The organism is Alpinimonas psychrophila (assembly GCF_014137865.1).
Classification (GTDB): domain Bacteria; phylum Actinomycetota; class Actinomycetes; order Actinomycetales; family Microbacteriaceae; genus Alpinimonas; species Alpinimonas psychrophila.
The window spans coordinates 124,482-140,970 of sequence record NZ_JACGWU010000003.1 but is presented as its reverse complement, the minus strand read 5'-3'; the positions used below and the strand labels follow the sequence as shown (position 1 = coordinate 140,970).

Genomic DNA, 16,489 nt, shown 5'->3' with positions numbered 1-16,489 from the left:
GCTGGAAGACGGACATTCTGGGCGATGTAACCGCCCGTGTGCGAATTGATTAATCAACGGAGAGTGGGCGGCAGCGCTGTGTCGAACCAGACGGATATAGGCCAATCGGCTGATGAGTTCGGTGCAAACGAGTGGCTCGTCGAGGAGCTCTACGAGCGCTTCGTCGTAGACAAGAACTCGGTCGATGCCAGCTGGTGGCCCACGCTCGAGAAGTACTCCGCCCGCTCAGGATTCACGGCTCCAGCTCTCGCTAGCCCCGCCGGTTCTCCCGTGAGGGCATCAAGCCCGTCACCGGTCACAATACCCGTGACGACATCCATCACCTCGGCTGCCCCTCCCACGCAACCCATCGCGACGACCACATCGCGCCCCGCTCAGGCCGCCCCCATCCCTGCGGAGGCACCCGTCGTTGCGCCTGACTTCAGTGCCGCCGTGTCGGAAGCGCAAGACGTCACAACCGTTCTTAAAGGCATGGCTAAAGCCCTCGCCACCAACATGGACGCATCCCTCTCCATCCCCACGGCGACCAGCGTTCGCAGCATTCCTGCCAAGTTGCTCATCGATAACCGCATCGTGATCAACAACCACCTCAAGCGCAGCCGCGGTGGCAAGGTCTCCTTTACCCACATTCTTGGGTGGGCACTGGTCAAGGCGCTCAAAGAGTTCCCCAGTCAAAACGTTTTCTATGACGAAGTTGAGGGCAAGCCGGCCGTCGTCTCCCCGGCCCACGTCACCCTCGGTCTGGCTATAGATGTGCCCAAGCCGGACGGCACCCGTGCCCTCATGGTGCCTGGCATCAAACGCGCCGACACGATGACCTTCGGCGAGTTTCTTGCTGCCTACGAAGACCTCGTTGCCAAGGCTCGTAACAACAAACTTGCCGCGGATGATTTTCAGGGCATCACGATGTCCCTCACCAACCCGGGCGGCATCGGAACGGTGCACTCCGTTCCACGCCTCATGCGCGGCCAAGGCTGCATCATCGGCGCCGGAGCTCTCGAGTACCCGGCCGAATTCCAGGGGGCGAGCGAGCACACACTTTCCAAGCTGGGTATCGGCAAGATCATCACGTTGACCAGCACATACGATCACCGCGTCATTCAGGGCGCCGGCTCCGGCGAGTTCCTCAAAATCGTGCACGAATGTCTTATCGGTCAACGGAATTTCTACGAAGAAATCTTTGCCGCCCTGCGCATCCCGTATGTTCCCGTCAAGTGGGCAAACGACATTAATATCGACAAGAGCTCGGCCGTCGACAAGTCCGCTCGCGTTCAGGAGCTCATCAACTCGTATCGGGTTCGTGGTCACCTCATGGCCGATATCGACCCGCTGGAATACCTCCAGCGGTCGCATCCCGACCTCGAAATTGAAACGCACGGCCTCACCTTCTGGGATTTGGATCGCGAATTCGTCACCGGTGGACTCGCCGGGACCAAGACCTTGCCGCTGCGCAAGATTCTTGGTATTTTGCGCGATTCCTACTGTCGCACCATTGGCCTCGAGTACATGCATATTCAAGACCCCATTCAACGCAGGTGGATTCAGGAGCACATCGAGGGAACCTACGAAAAGCCCGGTCACGATGATCAGATGCGCATCCTCTCCAAGCTAAACGAGTCAGAAGCATTCGAAACTTTTTTGCAGACAAAATACGTGGGACAGAAGCGCTTCAGCCTCGAGGGCGGCGAGTCGACGATTGCTTTGCTAGATGCCGTGCTTCAAGAGTCGGCCAATGCGGACCTCGACGGTGTTGGAATCGGCATGGCCCACCGCGGTCGCCTGAATGTGCTCACCAACATTGCGGGCAAGACCTATGGCCAAATTTTCCGCGAGTTCGAGGGAACCCAAGACCCTCGCACCGTTCAGGGCTCGGGCGACGTCAAGTACCACCTCGGAACCGAGGGCACGTTCACTGCACCCAACGGCAAGCAACTCCCCGTATCTCTAGCTGCCAACCCTTCGCACCTGGAAGCGTCCAATACGGTGCTCCAGGGCATTGTGCGTGCCAAACAAGACTTGAAGCCCATCGGAACGTTCACGACGCTTCCCGTTCTCATCCACGGTGATGCTGCCATGGCCGGTCAAGGTGTTGTTCTCGAGGGACTTCAGATGTCTCAGCTTCGCGGGTACCGCATCGGTGGCACCATGCACCTGGTCATCAACAACCAGGTTGGCTTCACGACTCCCCCGCAGGATTCACGAACTTCCGTTTACTCTACGGATGTGGCCAAGACTATTCAGGCCCCCATCTGGCACGTCAACGGTGACGACCCCGAGGCGGTCGTCCGTGTGGCCCGTCAAGCCTTTGCGTTCCGCCAAAAGTTCAAAAAAGATGTCGTCATCGACCTCATCTGTTACCGTCGTCGCGGCCACAACGAGGGTGACGACCCCTCAATGACTCAGCCGCTGATGTACAACTTGATCGAGGCGAAACGCTCCGTGCGTCGCCTATACACAGAGTCTCTCGTTGGCCGTGGCGACATCACTCAAGAAGAGTTTGATGCCGCCCAAGCTGACTTCCAAGGACAACTCGAGACCGCTTTTTCTGAGACCCATGCCGCCCAGACCGGCTCGATGTCCGCAATTTCGAACTCCGAGCAGGTTGCCTCCAAAGCCGCTCAGGCGAACGAAATTTTTGTGCCGGCAACAACCGGCGTGGACGTTTCGGTTATTCACGCCGTCGGCGATGCCTTCAACAACGTTCCCGATGGCTTCACCGTGCACCAAAAGCTTCAACAACTCTTGGCTAAGCGCCTCGAGATGAGCCGAGAAGGCTCGATTGACTGGGGCTTCGGAGAGTTGCTGGCCTTCGGCTCTTTGCTGCTTGAGGGCACGCCCGTGCGTCTCACGGGGCAAGATGTTCGCCGTGGCACGTTCGTGCAGCGTCACGCCGTATTCCATGACCGCGAGAACGGCCAGGAATGGCTGCCGCTCATGAATCTGAGCGACCAGCAGGGTCGCCTCTGGATCTACGACTCGCTGCTGAGCGAGTACGCGGTCCTCGGCTACGAATACGGGTATTCCGTGCAGAGTGAGAAGGCTCTCGTACTGTGGGAGGCCCAGTTCGGTGATTTTGCCAATGGAGCGCAAACCATCATCGATGAATTTGTCTCTTCTGCCGAGCAAAAGTGGGGGCAGAGTTCCTCTGTCGTCATGCTCTTGCCACACGGCTACGAAGGCCAAGGCCCCGACCATTCCTCCGCTCGCATCGAACGTTTCCTGCAGATGTGCGCGGAAAACAACATGGTGGTATCTCGCCCGTCGACGCCGGCCTCGTACTTCCACCTTCTGCGTCGCCAGGCCTACGCCAAGCCCCGCAAGCCCCTCATCGTCTTCACCCCGAAGGCAATGTTGCGATTGCGTGGTGCCTCCAGCCCCGTTGAAGACTTCACCACTGGCAAATTCGAGCCCGTCTTGGATGACCCCCGCCAGATTGACCGTGCTGGGGTTGCCCGCGTAATCATCACGGCCGGCAAGCCATACCACGACCTCATTGCCGAGCTGGAAAAAACCCCGAACGACCGCATTGCGGTTGTGCGCCTCGAACAGTTCTACCCGGCACCCATGGATCAGCTCAATGGCGTTCTCGCAACGTATCCGAACGCCGAACTCGTCTGGTACCAGGACGAACCTGCGAACCAAGGCGCCTGGCCGTTCATCCTCCTCGAGGTTTCACCATTGTTGCCTGGCCGCACCATTCGCAACGTGTCGCGTCCCTCGGCAGCATCACCGGCTGCCGGATCAGCCAAGCGCCACGCTATCGAAGCCGCCGATATTCTGTCTCGGGCACTCACGATCAACTAACTCTGTCCCTTACGCGGGCGAAGCGGAGGCACGATGAGTTTGGGAATAAACCGGAGCATGAATTGGTCAAAGTGAGGAACAGTGAAACTCGCCAGCCCGTGTGAAGGCGTGTAAAGAAGACCTTTTGCCACGAGATTCGAACGAGTTGGCCCACACTGTTCTGACGTTCGCCCAAGAAGCTTTGCGACCTCGGAAGCCTGCTGCGGTTCAGGACCCAACTGTGCCATCGCGCGCAGGTATGCCGACTCAAGTTCCGTTGTGCGGTCCATGCGAACTTTAAAGAAACTCGAATCTAACTTGTCCTCTACGACGCGCATGGCTACGTCGATATCGCGCAGGTGAACATTGTCATCTTCAGCAATTGACCACACTGCATAACCCAATTCCTGGATGAAATAAGGGTAGCCGCCCGTGAATTCGAAAGCCCGCAAAAGGGCCTCCCCGTCGAATTCTGCGCCTTCTGCTCGTGCGGGGCCGACGAGTGCTTCATCCGCGTCTTCTCGAGAGAGGGGCCCCAACATAGGAAACTTGAATAGTCGCTCAGAGTAGGATTTGGCCTCCCCTGCAAGTTCCGCAATCTGAGGCAGTCCCGCACCAACGAGCGTGATCGGTAGCTTCTTCTGCACAGCCTTGTGGAGACCCATGACAAGAGCTTCGAGTTGCTCTTTCTTGAGAAACTGGATCTCGTCGATGAGAAGCAGGATGCCTTTGTTCTGCTCGCGGGCGGCTTCGCCCATGGCGACCATCACGTCAACAATGTCAGCGGAAAGGAGCCCTGAGTCCGCTTGGCCTTCGACCACGTCGGCGTCTAAGCCAGCGGTCAGTGCACCATGTGGATCTATGGAAAACGTAAATGAGCGAAGAACCCCCGCTGCCGTTCGTCCAAGTTCTTTCCACTGTTCCTTTTTGCTCAGTTGAAATAGCGCCCTGCGAAACAACCCACCGATTTCCCTGCGGAATTGCGTCTCGTCATTCTTGGCGACTTCGTACTCGACGACGGCCCATCCCCGCTCTTCAGCTTTTTGCCCAAAAACATTGAGAAGCACTGTTTTGCCTACTCCTCGCAATCCTGTAACAATCAGAGACTGCTCGGATCTTCCTTTTTCAAGACGCTGGAGTAACAGGTCAAAGGATTCAATTTGGTCATCCCTGCCCACGAGCAACACGGGTTCGCGACCGGCATTTGGCGTATAAGGGTTGTCGACAGCTCTCATCTTTCAAGTCTAAGCGCATTTTATCTAAAACTAAATAGATGGTCTTTGATGCAAATAGATTGAGTTAGATCAAAAAGATGTCGCGAAACTTCTAGTGCGCCTGCATGCTCCGCAGCTTCATGAGAACTTCGGCCCGCAAATCTTCGGGAGCAGTCTCGTCGCACGCCCGCTGCACTGCCTCGGTGAGCACTTGCCCCACGCGGAGCTCGTCGGAGCAGTCGACACAGTTGGCCATGTGTTCGCGGATATCCGCCGCCTCCGTGCTACAGAGTTCGTTGTGAAGGTATTCCTCGAGGGCCTTCTTGGCTTTCTCGCATCCGCAGTCAGTCATTGTCTGCTCCTGTCTTTTTTGGCAGGCCAATACCCTGCTCATGTGCGTAGTCGGCAAGTTGTTCCCGCAAGAGTCGGCGGCCTCGGTGCAGGCGACTCATGACGGTGCCGGTGGGGGTCTCCATAATGTCGGCAACCTCTTGATACGAGTAGCCCTCGACATCAACAAGGTAAACGGCAATACGAAAGTCTTCGGGAAGCGCGTGCAGGGCGTCCTTGACGGCGCTGGCCGGCAGATGGTCAATCGCCTCAGCCTCAGCGGATCGACTCGCCATGGCGGTACGACTCTCCGCATCACCGAGTTGCCAGTCTTCCAAATCATCAAGCGGCGCATAGAAGGGCTGCTTCTGTTGCTTGCGGTATTGGTTGATGTAGGTGTTTTCAAGAATGCGGTGTAACCATGCCTTGAGGTTGGTGCCCTGCTCATACTGATCAAAGGCGGCAAAAGCCTTCATATACGTCTCTTGAACGAGGTCGTTAGCATCTACCCGGTTGGACGTTTTGCGCATAGCGTGCGCGTACAACTTATCGATGTACTGCATGGCCTGCTCTTCAAAGAGCACACTCTTGGCCGACGGATTAGGTGAAGTGGACATCGGCCCTAAGTTTACGCGAGGGCGCTCACGCGTGAGTACAGCTGATTGCATGTGCCAATATCCTTCCCGTGCATCAAACCTCGATAACCTAGAACGGATGCTGACCTCTCCTTATTCCCGCCCCGAGTTTGATCCCTACAACGTGAACGATGTACCGGATGCCGACGCGGGCAACTGGCGAGCCCCCACCCCCACCTCGCCTCTGCACGCAACACTGTCCCTTCCGGGATCTAAATCCCTGACTAACCGCGAATTAGTGCTCGCTGCACTGGCCGATGGCGTCTCTATTTTGCGCGCTCCCCTGCACTCCCGTGATAGCAAACTCATGGTCGAAGCCCTGCGCTCGCTCGGCACCACCATCGAAGAGATTGCGGGTACTGGCAGCTTTGGCCCGGACTGGAAGATCACGCCCGGCGAGCTTTTTGGCAGCACCACGATTGACTGCGGCCTTGCCGGAACTGTCATGCGTTTTCTTCCCCCCGTCGCCGCCCTGGCTCTCGGCCCAACAACGTTTGATGGGGATGCCGGAGCGCGACGTCGCCCCATGGCTACCACCATCTCTTCGCTGAAGGCTCTCGGCGCCGACGTTGCCGACGAGGGTCGGGGAGCTCTCCCCTTCACAGTTCATGGCACCGGTCACATTGCCGGCGGCACGCTCACCATCGATGCCTCCAGTTCCAGTCAGTTCGTCTCCGGCCTCCTGCTCGCCGCCGCTCGTTTTGATAACGGGATGGACCTCACACACTCCGGCGAGCGCCTTCCGAGCCTCCCTCACATCGAGATGACCATCGAGGTCCTGAAAAATCGCGGAGTCACCGTGGAGTCCCCCAAAGTGGGCCGCTGGCTCGTTCGCCCCTCCTCTATCGCTGCCCGCGACGTTGACATCGAACCCGATCTTTCGAACGCGGCACCGTTTTTGGCGGCGGCCTTGGTCACGGGTGGTTCGGTCACAATCACCGGATGGCCCGCGTCAACGACCCAAGTCGGGAACGACCTCATTGCTCTCCTCCCCCTGTTCGGGGCCACGGTCACCCGCGTTGGCAGCGACGTCACGGTGACCGGCGCTCTGGATGAGAACGGCGCCCCCGCGATCTTCGGGATCGCCCTAGATTTGAGCACAGGCGGCGAACTTGCTCCGGCAATCGTTGCCCTCGCCGCCCTCGCCAGCACCCCCAGCACGATCACGGGGATCGGCCACATCCGTCACCATGAAACGGATCGTCTTGCGGCACTCGCGACGGAGATCAACAAGCTCGGCGGCAACGTGACCGAGCTCGCCGATGGGCTGATGATTGAACCCGCACCCCTGCACGGTGGCGTGTGGCTCAGCTATGAGGATCACCGCATGGCCACAGCCGGCGCCATTATTGGCCTTGCCGTTGCCGGGGTCGAAGTCGAGAACATCGGCACTACGGCGAAGACGCTGCCTGAGTTTGTTGACCTGTGGGCAGCCCTGGTCGATGGACACGTGGGTGGGCACATGGCCGAGCAAACGGATGGGCTCACCGCCTGATGTCGTGGTGGTCTGACGACACCGAAAGTGATCCGTTCGATTACGACGATTCCGAGATTCGGGAACGCCCCAATCGTCACGGTTCCCGCCCCCGCACCAAGAACCGTCCCGAACATGCGGATGCTGTGACCGGCATGATCATCGCGGTCGACCGCGGTCGCTTCACGGTGCTGGTTCCCGCTCCCAGGCACGATACCGATCCCGATGTCGGAACGACAATCGTCACGGCATCCCGAGCCCGCGAACTCGGCAAGAAGGCCGTCGTTAACGGTGACCGCGTCGACCTGGTGGGCGATGTGACCGGCGAACCTGGAACCCTTGCGCGTATCGTTCGGGTGCAGGAGCGCAGCACCATTCTTCGCCGCAGCGCCGATGACACCGACGCCGTGGAGCGCGTCATCGTGGCCAACGCCGACCAGCTCCTCATCGTGGTCGCCGCCGCTAACCCCGAGCCCCGTCTGCGTCTCGTGGACCGCTACCTTGTTGCCGCCTTCGATGCCGGCATTAAGCCCATCCTGTGCATCACCAAGACCGACGTGGCCGACCCTACCGAGTTCCTCTCCAACTTTGCAGGCCTCGATGTGCCCGTGTTTTTGAGTGCCACCGATAACGTGCCTCTGGATGCCCTGCAGCGCGCCCTCGCCGGGCACTCCACCGTGGCCGTCGGCCACTCTGGCGTGGGTAAATCCACTCTTGTCAACGTTCTCGTGCCGGGCGCCCATCGTGCGATTGGTCACGTCAACCTGGTCACCGGGCGCGGACGCCACACTTCCAGCTCCACCGTGACCCTGAAGCTGGAATCCCCGTACGGCTCAGGTTGGGTCATCGATACGCCCGGCGTTCGCTCGTTCGGCCTCGGGCACGTTAATCCCGAGAACATTCTCGGATCTTTCAGCGACCTCGCGGTGCTGGCAGAAAAATGCCCGCGTGGTTGCACGCACCTGCCCGATTCGCCCGATTGCGCGATGATTGAGGCCGTCGAGGCTGGAGCCCTCGGTGCCGCTGGCGCGGGCCGCCTGGACTCACTACAGCGCCTGCTGACGACGTTTGCGGACAAGGGCTCCCACACGGTCTCCCGCTCAGATCCCGACCAGCGCCCCACCGATCAGGCTACCGTTTAGCCGACGCTCTAGAGCTTGAGTGCGGAGACGTACCCGGCAAGTTTTTCTTGCCAAGGGGATGCCGCGAAACCTGTGGCCTCGATGCGCGAGGTGTCGAGCACGCTGTAGGCCGGCCGCGGCGCGATGCCATCCTTGCCCGCGTAATACTCGGCCGTCGAAACGCCCGTGACACTGGCAGGGTCGTGCCCGGTGAGCTCAAAAACTTGGGCAGCGATATCTGCCCAGCTCGCGGGCTCGCCGGCGTTGGTGAGGTTATAGGTGCCGAACGCCGCGCCCGATGTCAACAGGTGCTTGATGCCTCGGGCGAGATCATCAGTGAACGTCAACCGTCCAATTTGATCGTTAACGACCGACGGGGCAATGCCACGATCTGCAAGCGAGGCCATGGTGCGAACAAAATTGTTACCCTCCCCGATGACCCAACTTGTGCGCACGATGAAGTGCTTCGGCACGGTCGCTACGACAACGTCACCCGCGGCTTTCGTTTGACCGTAGACACCGAGCGGGCAAAGCGGATCTGTTTCGAGGTAGGGGCTCGTTGCTGTGCCGTCAAAGACGTAGTCGCTGGAAACATGCACGAGCGTTATATCGCGAGTGGTACAGGCTCGCGCGAGAAAACCTAGACCGGTGACGTTTGTTGCCCACGCATCACGGCGGCCCTGCTCGGTCTCCGCGAGATCAACCGCTGTGTAGGCGGACGCATTGATGACGGTAGAGAAATCCGCTAAGGGAAAAGCCTCGCACGCAGAAGCATCCGCCACATCAAATTCTTGGCGGCTCACAAAACGGGCATCGGGAAAGTGTTCCCGAAGCGCAAGCCCGAGCTGTCCGTTTGCTCCGAGAACCAACATCACTATTGCCCTTTAGTCGCGTAGAACGCCTCAGTAGCGTCTTTGGCGGGGGCCCACCACGCCTCGTTGGCGGTGTACCAGTCAATGGTCGCGGCGAGACCGGTTTCGAAGTCACCGTACTCGGGCATCCACCCCAACTCGGTACGGAGTTTGTTGGAGTCGATGGCATAACGCATGTCGTGACCGGCACGATCCGTTACGTGATCGTAGGCATCGGAGGGCTGGCCCATCGTGGTCAAGATGAGCTCGATGACCTCTTTGTTGTTCTTCTCGCCGTCGGCACCAACGAGGTAGGTTTCGCCGATGACGCCCTTGTCGACGATGGTCATGATGGCCCGTGAGTGATCATCAGCATGGATCCAATCGCGCACGTTCTCACCGGCGCCATAGAGTTTGGGGCGAATTCCCCGCAGCACGTTGGTGATCTGACGAGGGATGAACTTCTCAACATGCTGGTAAGGCCCATAGTTATTCGAGCAGTTCGATATCGTGGCCCGCACGCCAAAGGAGCGCACCCACGCCCGCACGAGCAGATCACTGCCGGCCTTGGTCGAGGAATACGGGCTCGAAGGGTTGTAGGGAGTGGCCTCGGTGAAACGAGCGGGGTCATCCAGCTCGAGGTCGCCATAGACCTCGTCGGTGGAGATGTGATGGAAGCGGGTGTCGTGCTTGCGGGCCGCTTCGAGAAGTGTGTAGGTGCCGACAATGTTGGTGTCCAAAAACGGGCGGGGGTTGTCAAGCGAGTTGTCATTGTGAGACTCGGCTGCATAGTGGACGACGGTGTCATGGGTGGCGAATAATTCGTCGACAATGTGGGCGTCACAAATGTCACCCTGAACAAAACTGAACCTGTCGGCGGGCAAGCCATCAAGCGAAGCTCGGTTTCCCGCATACGTCAGGGAGTCGAGAACCGTCACCGAGTGGTCGGTGTTCTCGAGGAGGTAGTGCACGAAGTTGGAGCCGATAAAGCCGGCGCCCCCGGTTACGAGAATTTTGCTCATCTGACTACCCTTGCGTGCTTAATTTTTACGGAACGATCACGAACGCTGTCCAGTTTATCCGTAGCCCCGGATACGCTGGGGATATGACATCGCGACTCGACATTGGCCAAACTGCCCCGGCTTTTACCCTGCCTAACCAGGATGGGCAGGATGTGTGCCTCGGCGATTTTGTCGGCAAAAAAGTGATCCTCTACTTCTACCCCGCGGCATCGACGCCCGGGTGCACAAAGCAGGCCTGCGATTTTCGCGACAGTCTCGCGTCTCTGGCGGCCGCCGGCTATGTCGTGTTGGGGATCTCCAAAGACACACTGGCCAAACTGAAGAAATTCGAGGCTACCGAGGCCCTCACGTTTCCGCTGCTGAGCGACCCCGAACTCACCGTTCATAACTCCTACGCCACGTACGGCGAGAAGTCGATGTACGGCAAGACCGTCATGGGTGTCATTCGTTCCACCTTCGTCATCGACGAGACGGGGAAGATCGAGCTGGCACTCTACAACGTGAAGGCCACGGGACACGTGGCAATGCTCCGCACGAAGCTGGGCTTGTAGCGCGCGACCTGCGTGATGCCGGCAGGCCATCTACTCGGGGCGAGTGGTGGCCTTCAACACCGAGGGCGAGAACAGCAGGAGCACGGCAAGAACAGCGGGAACCAGGAGCGCATAGCCAACGGCTGGTTGGGCGTAGAAACCTTGGAACGCGCCCGCAGCGACGGCAATCTGCAAAACTTGCCACGTAAAGATGGCGCCGCGAACCCACGGGCGGGCACGCAACGTGTAAATCGCTGTCACCGTAACCCACACGGCCACCAGCGCCACAATAATCAGGATGACAACGGCGCCCCCCAAAGACTCCGCCTTTTCAAAGAAGATTCTGCTGAGAAACCACAGCGCTGTGGCCGCTAAAGCAGCCGCTTCCAGAAACAAAATCCCCACCAAAACAATCAGTAACGGCGGTTTGCGAATATTTTCGTTACTCAATTGGAATCCTTTTCAAAAAACCCTTGCTCTTCTGACGAGGGTATGTCACCATTATGAAGGTCGAGTTGCCCCCTACATTGACGTGGGCACGTAGTATTCCGCTCTGGAGCTTACGTGGGACTGGCATTTGACAGCATTCCGAAAGTCCGAATGCATCTATAGGTTTTTTACCCATGCCCCCAAGCGATATAAAGGAGCTCCACCATGGACTGGCGCAATAACGCATCCTGCCTCACCGTTGACCCAGAACTTTTCTTCCCGGTCGGCAACACCGGACCCGCCGTCGACCAGATCGACAAGGCGAAGGCCGTGTGCTCACGCTGCACCGTCACCGAAATGTGCCTGCAGTACGCTCTTGAGACCGGTCAAGACTCCGGCGTCTGGGGTGGTCTCAGCGAAGACGAGCGTCGCGCCCTGAAGCGTCGCGCTGCACGTGCCCGTCGCGCCAGCTAATAATCTGCACGCGAATGGCCTCGGACCTATTGGGTTCGAGGCCATCTTTCGTTAAGCGACGGTGAGCCTTCCTTAGGCGAGGTCGAGGTACCGCAGGGGAATTTCGATCGAGACATCAGTTCCCCCCAAGTCGCGAGAATCCCACCTAATCGAACCGCTGAGCTCGCCTTGGATGAGCGTTTTTACGATCTGAGTGCCGAGGCCGTCGCCCACCTGACCGTTGAGCATTCCCGCTCCGTTATCGCGAATGTGCACGGTCAGCGCTTCTTCCGTGCGAACCGCCTCAATCTCGACGGTCCCCTCGCGGCCCGCGAGACCGTGCTCGACGGCATTCGTGACCAATTCCGTGAGGGCAAGAGCCAGCGGAGTCGCATACTCACTCGGAAGCACGCCGAAGGAGCCGTTCAGCTTCGGGTGCACCGTGGTTCCATGAATCGAGGCGACCTCCGCGCTCAGCATCAGCACCCGCTGAAAAACGGTGTCGAAGTCGACGTTTTGACTCAACCCTTCGGAGAGAGTGTCGTGCACGACAGCAATACTCGCGACCCGGCGCATGGCCTGCGTTAGTGCTTCCCGTGCCTCGTCCGATTGCGTGCGTCGGGCCTGGATGCGCAAAAGGGAGGCTACGGTCTGCAGGTTGTTCTTCACACGGTGGTGGATCTCACGAATGGTCGCGTCCTTAGTGATGAGTTCCATCTCCTGGTGACGCAACTCGGTGACGTCGCGGCACAGCACGATGGCGCCGGTGCGCTCGCCAAGATGCCGGATGGGGATGGTTCGGAGGGAAATCGTGACCCCACGCGATTCAATGTCCGCACGCCACGGCGCGCGCCCGGAAACCACCACGGGCAACGACTCATCGATCACAAGCTTGCCGGTGAGCACCCGGGTCGTGACCTCAGCAAGGTACTCCCCCTCGAGCTCGTCAGAAAAACCGATGCGATTGAAAGCCGAGAGAGCGTTGGGGCTCGCGAAAAGTGTCAGCCCATCAGCATCCAGCCGGATCAAACCATCATTGGCGCGCGGAGCGCCGCGGCGAGGTGCCGGTGCGGCATCCAGATCAGGAAAATCACCCGAGGCAATCATGTCGAACAGGTCGCTCGCGCACGCATTGAAGGTGAGCTCTTGACGACTCGGGGTTCGGTTCTCCGAAAGATTCGTGTGCAGCGTAATGACGGCAATCGGGCCGGACTGCACTTCCTGCGAGTTCGGTCGTGCCCGGCGAATGACGGGGACGGCTCGCACCCGCGTGGGCGTTTCTTCATACCAAGCCGGTGCTGAGGATTCGATAATGCGCGCAGAGGAGAACGACTCGTTGACTTGAGCACGCCATTCTGCCTTGATTTTCTGGCCCACGAAGTCACGATAAAACAGCGTCGCGGAACTGGAAGGCCGGGCATGGGAAACAGCGACGAACCCGCCATCATCGGTCGGCGTCCACAGCACGATGTCCGCGAAAGCGAGGTCAGCGATGAGCTGCCAGTCACCAATGAGCATGTGCAACCACTCGATGTCCGCCGCGGTGCCGATGCCCTGGGATTCCATGATGTTACTGAGAGTCGACATTCCTCTAGCCTAGGGTCATGAGCAAAATTCGCCGCCCTCTTTTGCGTCGTCCGGGCTTCGTGTGGCCCGTGAGTATCATCGCCGGATTGCTCATTGTGACGGTTGTTGCGTTCACCGTGAGTCCGTGGCCAGGCGCCCTCATCATTCGCAAGGTGTTCACGAACGGAGCCGAAAAGGTTGCGGGCATCATGGAGCCATTTGCTCCCGATAACGTGACCAGCATTTTGGATGTCCAATACGGCACCGGCGACAGCTTCACCACGATGGACGTCTTCTACCCCAACGGCACAACCACCGCGCAGGGCACCGTAATTTGGACGCACGGCGGCGCCTGGATTTCGGGCAATAAATTGACCGATCGCACGTACTTTCAACTCCTAGCGTCTCACGGGTACACCGTGGTGGGGCTGAACTACACCTACGGCCCCGAAGCGGTCTACCCCACGGCAGTCTTTCAGCTAAACACGGCACACCAGTTCATCCTCGATCATGCGGCGGAATACCACGTTGACTCGACACGGATTGTTCTCGCCGGCGACTCGGCCGGTGCGCAACTGTCCAGCCAGATGGCCGCCATCATCACCAATCCGGCGTATGCCACCGAGGTTGGCATCACGCCCGCTCTGAAACCCTCGGAGCTCAAGGGAGTAGTGCTCAACTGCGGCATCTACGAGATGACGTCGCTAATCGGCTCGAAGGGGCTCCTGGGCTGGGGCGATGATATTTCGATGTGGGCCTACACCGGAGATCGAGATCTCGCGAACTCGCCCGCATTGGCCCAGATGTCATCGATTCGGTATGTGACCGCCGACTTCCCGCCGACCTATATTTCGGGGGGCAACGCGGATCCCCTCACCGAAATGGAGTCCGTGCCCATGGCCGCAACGCTCACGAGCCTCGGCGTCGATGTGACGACCCTGTTCTGGCCCACGGATTACACGCCTCCCCTCCCCCACGAGTATCAGTTTCGACTCAACCTCGACGCCGCGCAAACAGCGTTGACAGAGACACTCGCGTTTCTCGCGAAGGAGATTGGCTAGCGGAAGCGTAGCCCGGGGCAAGACGAAGTGCTAGTTGGCGGAGGGCAATTCGCGCGGCCGACTGCGGTGTAACGGTGCAGAGCGGCTCGGACCGAAGCGTGCAGGCATCAAATGCTCGATCGTCAAAAGGAATAACCATGATGTCGGTGAGACCCCCGAAGCGCTCGAGCGTTTGCCGAACATGAGTACGCGGTGCAAGGCCCGCCACAGCGGAGCGAACACGGTTGGCCACGGCAATAATGGGCGTGCCGACGAAGAGTTCTCGCACGTCTGAGGACGTTCGCAAGAACCTTGCTAGTCCCACGACGTCGCTGTCCGTGACGGCCACAATCGTGTCAGCCTCGCCGAGCACGGTCAGGGTCGCAGCGTTTCGGCGCGGGGCAAAAAGGTCACTGGAGATCTCCTCATCTCGTTCCACGTTAAAGCCAACATCGACGATGATGACGTCGAATTCACCGCGGCAGAATTCCAGAACGCGGGCAACGCGGGCCGCCGAAAGCTCCGGCCATCGATCGGTCCGGAGGATGCCCGTGAGAACCCACAATGGAGTATCGCGCACGCCACCAACATCAACGAGTTGCGCCAAGCGTTGGAGTTCGTGACGGGTCAGCAGTTCCTGATCTGCCAATCGACAGACCGCCGCAAAGCCGGGGGTTTCATCGAGCAAGCCGAGCTTGGGGGCAATTGTGCCTCCATAAGGATCAGCATCCATGAGCAGAACGGCGAGCCCTTCTTGCGAAAGTTCAGCTGCAACATTGATGGCAACGGATGTTCGCCCCGGTGCACCCGTTGGACCCCACACCGCGATCACCGGCGCGACAACTGGCGCAACCAACGGCGCAACCCCGGTTTCCCCCGACGCAAAGACCACCGCGGCTGAGTCTTCTGACGAAGTCGACGCAACCCGTGAGGTCGCCGTGCCGGAAAGCAGGGGAACCGCATCAGAGGTAATGTCGAAGAATGCCAGATCGGGAATATTTCCCCCACCGAACGAGGGTGCGCGCAAGAGTTCAATCATGGATTCCCACGACGCATCCGAGCGACAGGTTTCGCGAAAATCCAAGGTCAGCGCATGCCGTCGGTCGGAGTCCACGTGAATCATGACGATCAAGCGAACTCCCGCAATGTCGCACGCGTCAATGAGCTCGAGTGTCAGGTGCGTTGGATCTGCATTCACGGCAACGATATCAACGCCGGAGGCGGAAATGAGCGCCATTATTTCACGTGCGGTCGTTGCCTGGGCCACCAACTCATCCTCTGATCCGACGACCTCGGCAGCAAGACGCTCCCCCACGGAACCGCCCACCCATAACGCGACCCGACTCACGACCCTGCCCCCGAGAGCGCGCCGGCCGTGGGGACGAGCGAGGTCACGTCGCCGTTGGCTTGGGCCTGCAGAACCAGCGCGACCTTGTCTCTCGGAATGGTGATTTCAACATTGACGACGCGGGATGCCGACCCAATACCGCTGCTCTCAATGACACGGAGAATTTGCGCTTGGGGAACCAAAATTGTGGGGGGCCCGAAACTATTTTGCCCCAGCTGCCGGGCCGTCCACAGGTCCACGATCGAACCGGGTTGGGTATCAATCGGTAACGGTGACGTGAGGGCAAGAACCAGGGTGCTGGATGTAACGTCCTTCGCGGATCCGATTGCTGCTATCGGAATGAGCTCGCCAGCATCCAGGGGACGTAACAGGACGGCACCCCGGCGCAACCCGTCTTCGGCCACATAAGATGCGGAGGCTCCTGCCAACCGCACATGCACCACGTCAAGATCGCGGGCCTGAATCTGGTATCCGGCGGCCAAGGGCCTGCTCGCGATGTAGACCGCGGTCGTTCGATCAGCGGCGGCAACGAGGCCGTAGACTCCCGCAATTGAGGCAACGACCAGCACAAGACCAATCACAAGCCGAATGTCAATGTGTCGAATGCCAATGTGCCGAGAACCAAAGATTCGAGCGTCACGGTTCACCATGAAAATCCCCCATCTCGCCCAGCAGACTGCGGGGCAAGACCCC

Annotated in this window: 15 protein-coding genes; 6 read left to right on the top strand and 9 right to left on the bottom strand. The window is 59.2% G+C overall.

Going from position 1 to position 16,489, the window contains the following annotated elements; translation table 11 throughout:
- The first annotated feature begins 78 nt into the window (after positions 1-78).
- On the top strand, positions 79-3,804 hold the full coding sequence (locus FB555_RS06475) for a multifunctional oxoglutarate decarboxylase/oxoglutarate dehydrogenase thiamine pyrophosphate-binding subunit/dihydrolipoyllysine-residue succinyltransferase subunit (protein ID WP_182484664.1): 3,726 nt from the start codon (positions 79-81) through the stop codon (positions 3,802-3,804).
- Here FB555_RS06475 and FB555_RS06470 read toward each other — a convergent pair.
- From FB555_RS06470 to FB555_RS06460, 3 genes are all read right to left on the bottom strand, one after another.
- On the bottom strand, positions 3,801-5,018 hold the full coding sequence (locus FB555_RS06470) for an ATP-binding protein (RefSeq protein WP_182484663.1): 1,218 nt from the start codon (positions 5,016-5,018) through the stop codon (positions 3,801-3,803). The genes FB555_RS06475 and FB555_RS06470 overlap by 4 nt on opposite strands.
- Positions 5,019-5,109: 91 nt before the next feature.
- A complete protein-coding gene (locus tag FB555_RS06465; protein WP_182484662.1) occupies positions 5,110-5,349 on the bottom strand; it encodes a zf-HC2 domain-containing protein in 240 nt (79 codons plus the stop codon).
- A complete protein-coding gene (locus tag FB555_RS06460) occupies positions 5,342-5,944 on the bottom strand; it encodes a sigma-70 family RNA polymerase sigma factor (RefSeq protein WP_246323629.1) in 603 nt (200 codons plus the stop codon). The genes FB555_RS06465 and FB555_RS06460 overlap by 8 nt, the downstream gene beginning before the upstream one ends.
- 97 nt (positions 5,945-6,041) lie before the next feature.
- Between FB555_RS06460 and aroA the strand changes: the two genes are divergently transcribed.
- A complete protein-coding gene (gene aroA / locus FB555_RS06455; protein WP_182484660.1) occupies positions 6,042-7,457 on the top strand; it encodes a 3-phosphoshikimate 1-carboxyvinyltransferase in 1,416 nt (471 codons plus the stop codon).
- On the top strand, positions 7,457-8,578 hold the full coding sequence (gene rsgA / locus FB555_RS06450; RefSeq protein ID WP_182484659.1) for a ribosome small subunit-dependent GTPase A: 1,122 nt from the start codon (positions 7,457-7,459) through the stop codon (positions 8,576-8,578). The genes aroA and rsgA overlap by 1 nt, the downstream gene beginning before the upstream one ends.
- Before the next feature lie 8 nt (positions 8,579-8,586).
- On the opposite strand, the gene FB555_RS06445 is transcribed toward rsgA, so the two are convergent.
- Positions 8,587-9,429 carry a sugar nucleotide-binding protein gene (locus FB555_RS06445; RefSeq protein ID WP_182484751.1) on the bottom strand — a complete coding sequence of 281 codons (843 nt, stop codon included), beginning with the start codon at positions 9,427-9,429 and terminating at the stop codon, positions 8,587-8,589.
- A 2-nt stretch (positions 9,430-9,431) separates the two neighbouring features.
- Positions 9,432-10,430 carry a dTDP-glucose 4,6-dehydratase gene (gene rfbB, locus FB555_RS06440; RefSeq protein ID WP_182484658.1) on the bottom strand — a complete coding sequence of 333 codons (999 nt, stop codon included), beginning with the start codon at positions 10,428-10,430 and terminating at the stop codon, positions 9,432-9,434.
- An 83-nt stretch (positions 10,431-10,513) separates the two neighbouring features.
- Between rfbB and bcp the strand changes: the two genes are divergently transcribed.
- Positions 10,514-10,981 carry a thioredoxin-dependent thiol peroxidase gene (bcp, locus tag FB555_RS06435; RefSeq protein ID WP_182484657.1) on the top strand — a complete coding sequence of 156 codons (468 nt, stop codon included), beginning with the start codon at positions 10,514-10,516 and terminating at the stop codon, positions 10,979-10,981.
- A gap of 30 nt (positions 10,982-11,011) precedes the next feature.
- On the opposite strand, the gene FB555_RS06430 is transcribed toward bcp, so the two are convergent.
- Entirely contained in the window at positions 11,012-11,410 is a 399-nt protein-coding gene (locus tag FB555_RS06430; protein WP_182484656.1) for a hypothetical protein, read from the bottom strand.
- Positions 11,411-11,614: 204 nt separating this feature from the next.
- Between FB555_RS06430 and FB555_RS06425 the strand changes: the two genes are divergently transcribed.
- On the top strand, positions 11,615-11,863 hold the full coding sequence (locus tag FB555_RS06425) for a WhiB family transcriptional regulator (protein WP_182484655.1): 249 nt from the start codon (positions 11,615-11,617) through the stop codon (positions 11,861-11,863).
- A 72-nt stretch (positions 11,864-11,935) separates the two neighbouring features.
- Here the strand turns inward: FB555_RS06425 and FB555_RS06420 are convergent, their stop codons facing one another.
- Positions 11,936-13,429 (bottom strand): sensor histidine kinase, encoded by a 1,494-nt coding sequence (locus FB555_RS06420; protein WP_182484654.1) that lies wholly within the window; start codon positions 13,427-13,429, stop codon positions 11,936-11,938.
- 17 nt (positions 13,430-13,446) lie between these two features.
- Here FB555_RS06420 and FB555_RS06415 point away from each other — a divergent pair, with 17 nt between their 5' ends.
- The gene (locus FB555_RS06415; protein WP_182484653.1) at positions 13,447-14,469 is read left to right on the top strand and encodes an alpha/beta hydrolase; all 1,023 of its coding nucleotides are present in this window, start codon (positions 13,447-13,449) and stop codon (positions 14,467-14,469) included.
- Here FB555_RS06415 and FB555_RS06410 read toward each other — a convergent pair.
- Positions 14,402-15,796 carry a nucleotide-binding protein gene (locus tag FB555_RS06410; RefSeq protein WP_182484652.1) on the bottom strand — a complete coding sequence of 465 codons (1,395 nt, stop codon included), beginning with the start codon at positions 15,794-15,796 and terminating at the stop codon, positions 14,402-14,404. The genes FB555_RS06415 and FB555_RS06410 overlap by 68 nt on opposite strands.
- Entirely contained in the window at positions 15,793-16,446 is a 654-nt protein-coding gene (locus FB555_RS06405; RefSeq protein ID WP_182484651.1) for an SAF domain-containing protein, read from the bottom strand. Before FB555_RS06405 ends, FB555_RS06410 begins: the two co-directional genes overlap by 4 nt.
- Positions 16,447-16,489 lie beyond the last annotated feature (43 nt).

Excerpts from the sequence above, each read along its gene's own strand:
- bcp (WP_182484657.1), top strand. The coding sequence starts at position 10,514 with ATGACATCGCGACTCGACATTGGCCAAACTGCCCCGGCTTTTACCCTG.
- aroA (WP_182484660.1), top strand. The coding sequence starts at position 6,042 with ATGCTGACCTCTCCTTATTCCCGCCCCGAGTTTGATCCCTACAACGTG.
- FB555_RS06405 (WP_182484651.1), bottom strand. The coding sequence starts at position 16,446 with ATGGTGAACCGTGACGCTCGAATCTTTGGTTCTCGGCACATTGGCATT.
- FB555_RS06415 (WP_182484653.1), top strand. The coding sequence starts at position 13,447 with ATGAGCAAAATTCGCCGCCCTCTTTTGCGTCGTCCGGGCTTCGTGTGG.
- FB555_RS06460 (WP_246323629.1), bottom strand. The coding sequence starts at position 5,944 with ATGTCCACTTCACCTAATCCGTCGGCCAAGAGTGTGCTCTTTGAAGAG.
- FB555_RS06465 (WP_182484662.1), bottom strand. The coding sequence starts at position 5,349 with ATGACTGACTGCGGATGCGAGAAAGCCAAGAAGGCCCTCGAGGAATAC.
- rsgA (WP_182484659.1), top strand. The coding sequence starts at position 7,457 with ATGTCGTGGTGGTCTGACGACACCGAAAGTGATCCGTTCGATTACGAC.
- FB555_RS06470 (WP_182484663.1), bottom strand. The coding sequence starts at position 5,018 with ATGAGAGCTGTCGACAACCCTTATACGCCAAATGCCGGTCGCGAACCC.
- FB555_RS06420 (WP_182484654.1), bottom strand. The coding sequence starts at position 13,429 with ATGTCGACTCTCAGTAACATCATGGAATCCCAGGGCATCGGCACCGCG.
- FB555_RS06445 (WP_182484751.1), bottom strand. The coding sequence starts at position 9,429 with ATGTTGGTTCTCGGAGCAAACGGACAGCTCGGGCTTGCGCTTCGGGAA.
- rfbB (WP_182484658.1), bottom strand. The coding sequence starts at position 10,430 with ATGAGCAAAATTCTCGTAACCGGGGGCGCCGGCTTTATCGGCTCCAAC.
- FB555_RS06425 (WP_182484655.1), top strand. The coding sequence starts at position 11,615 with ATGGACTGGCGCAATAACGCATCCTGCCTCACCGTTGACCCAGAACTT.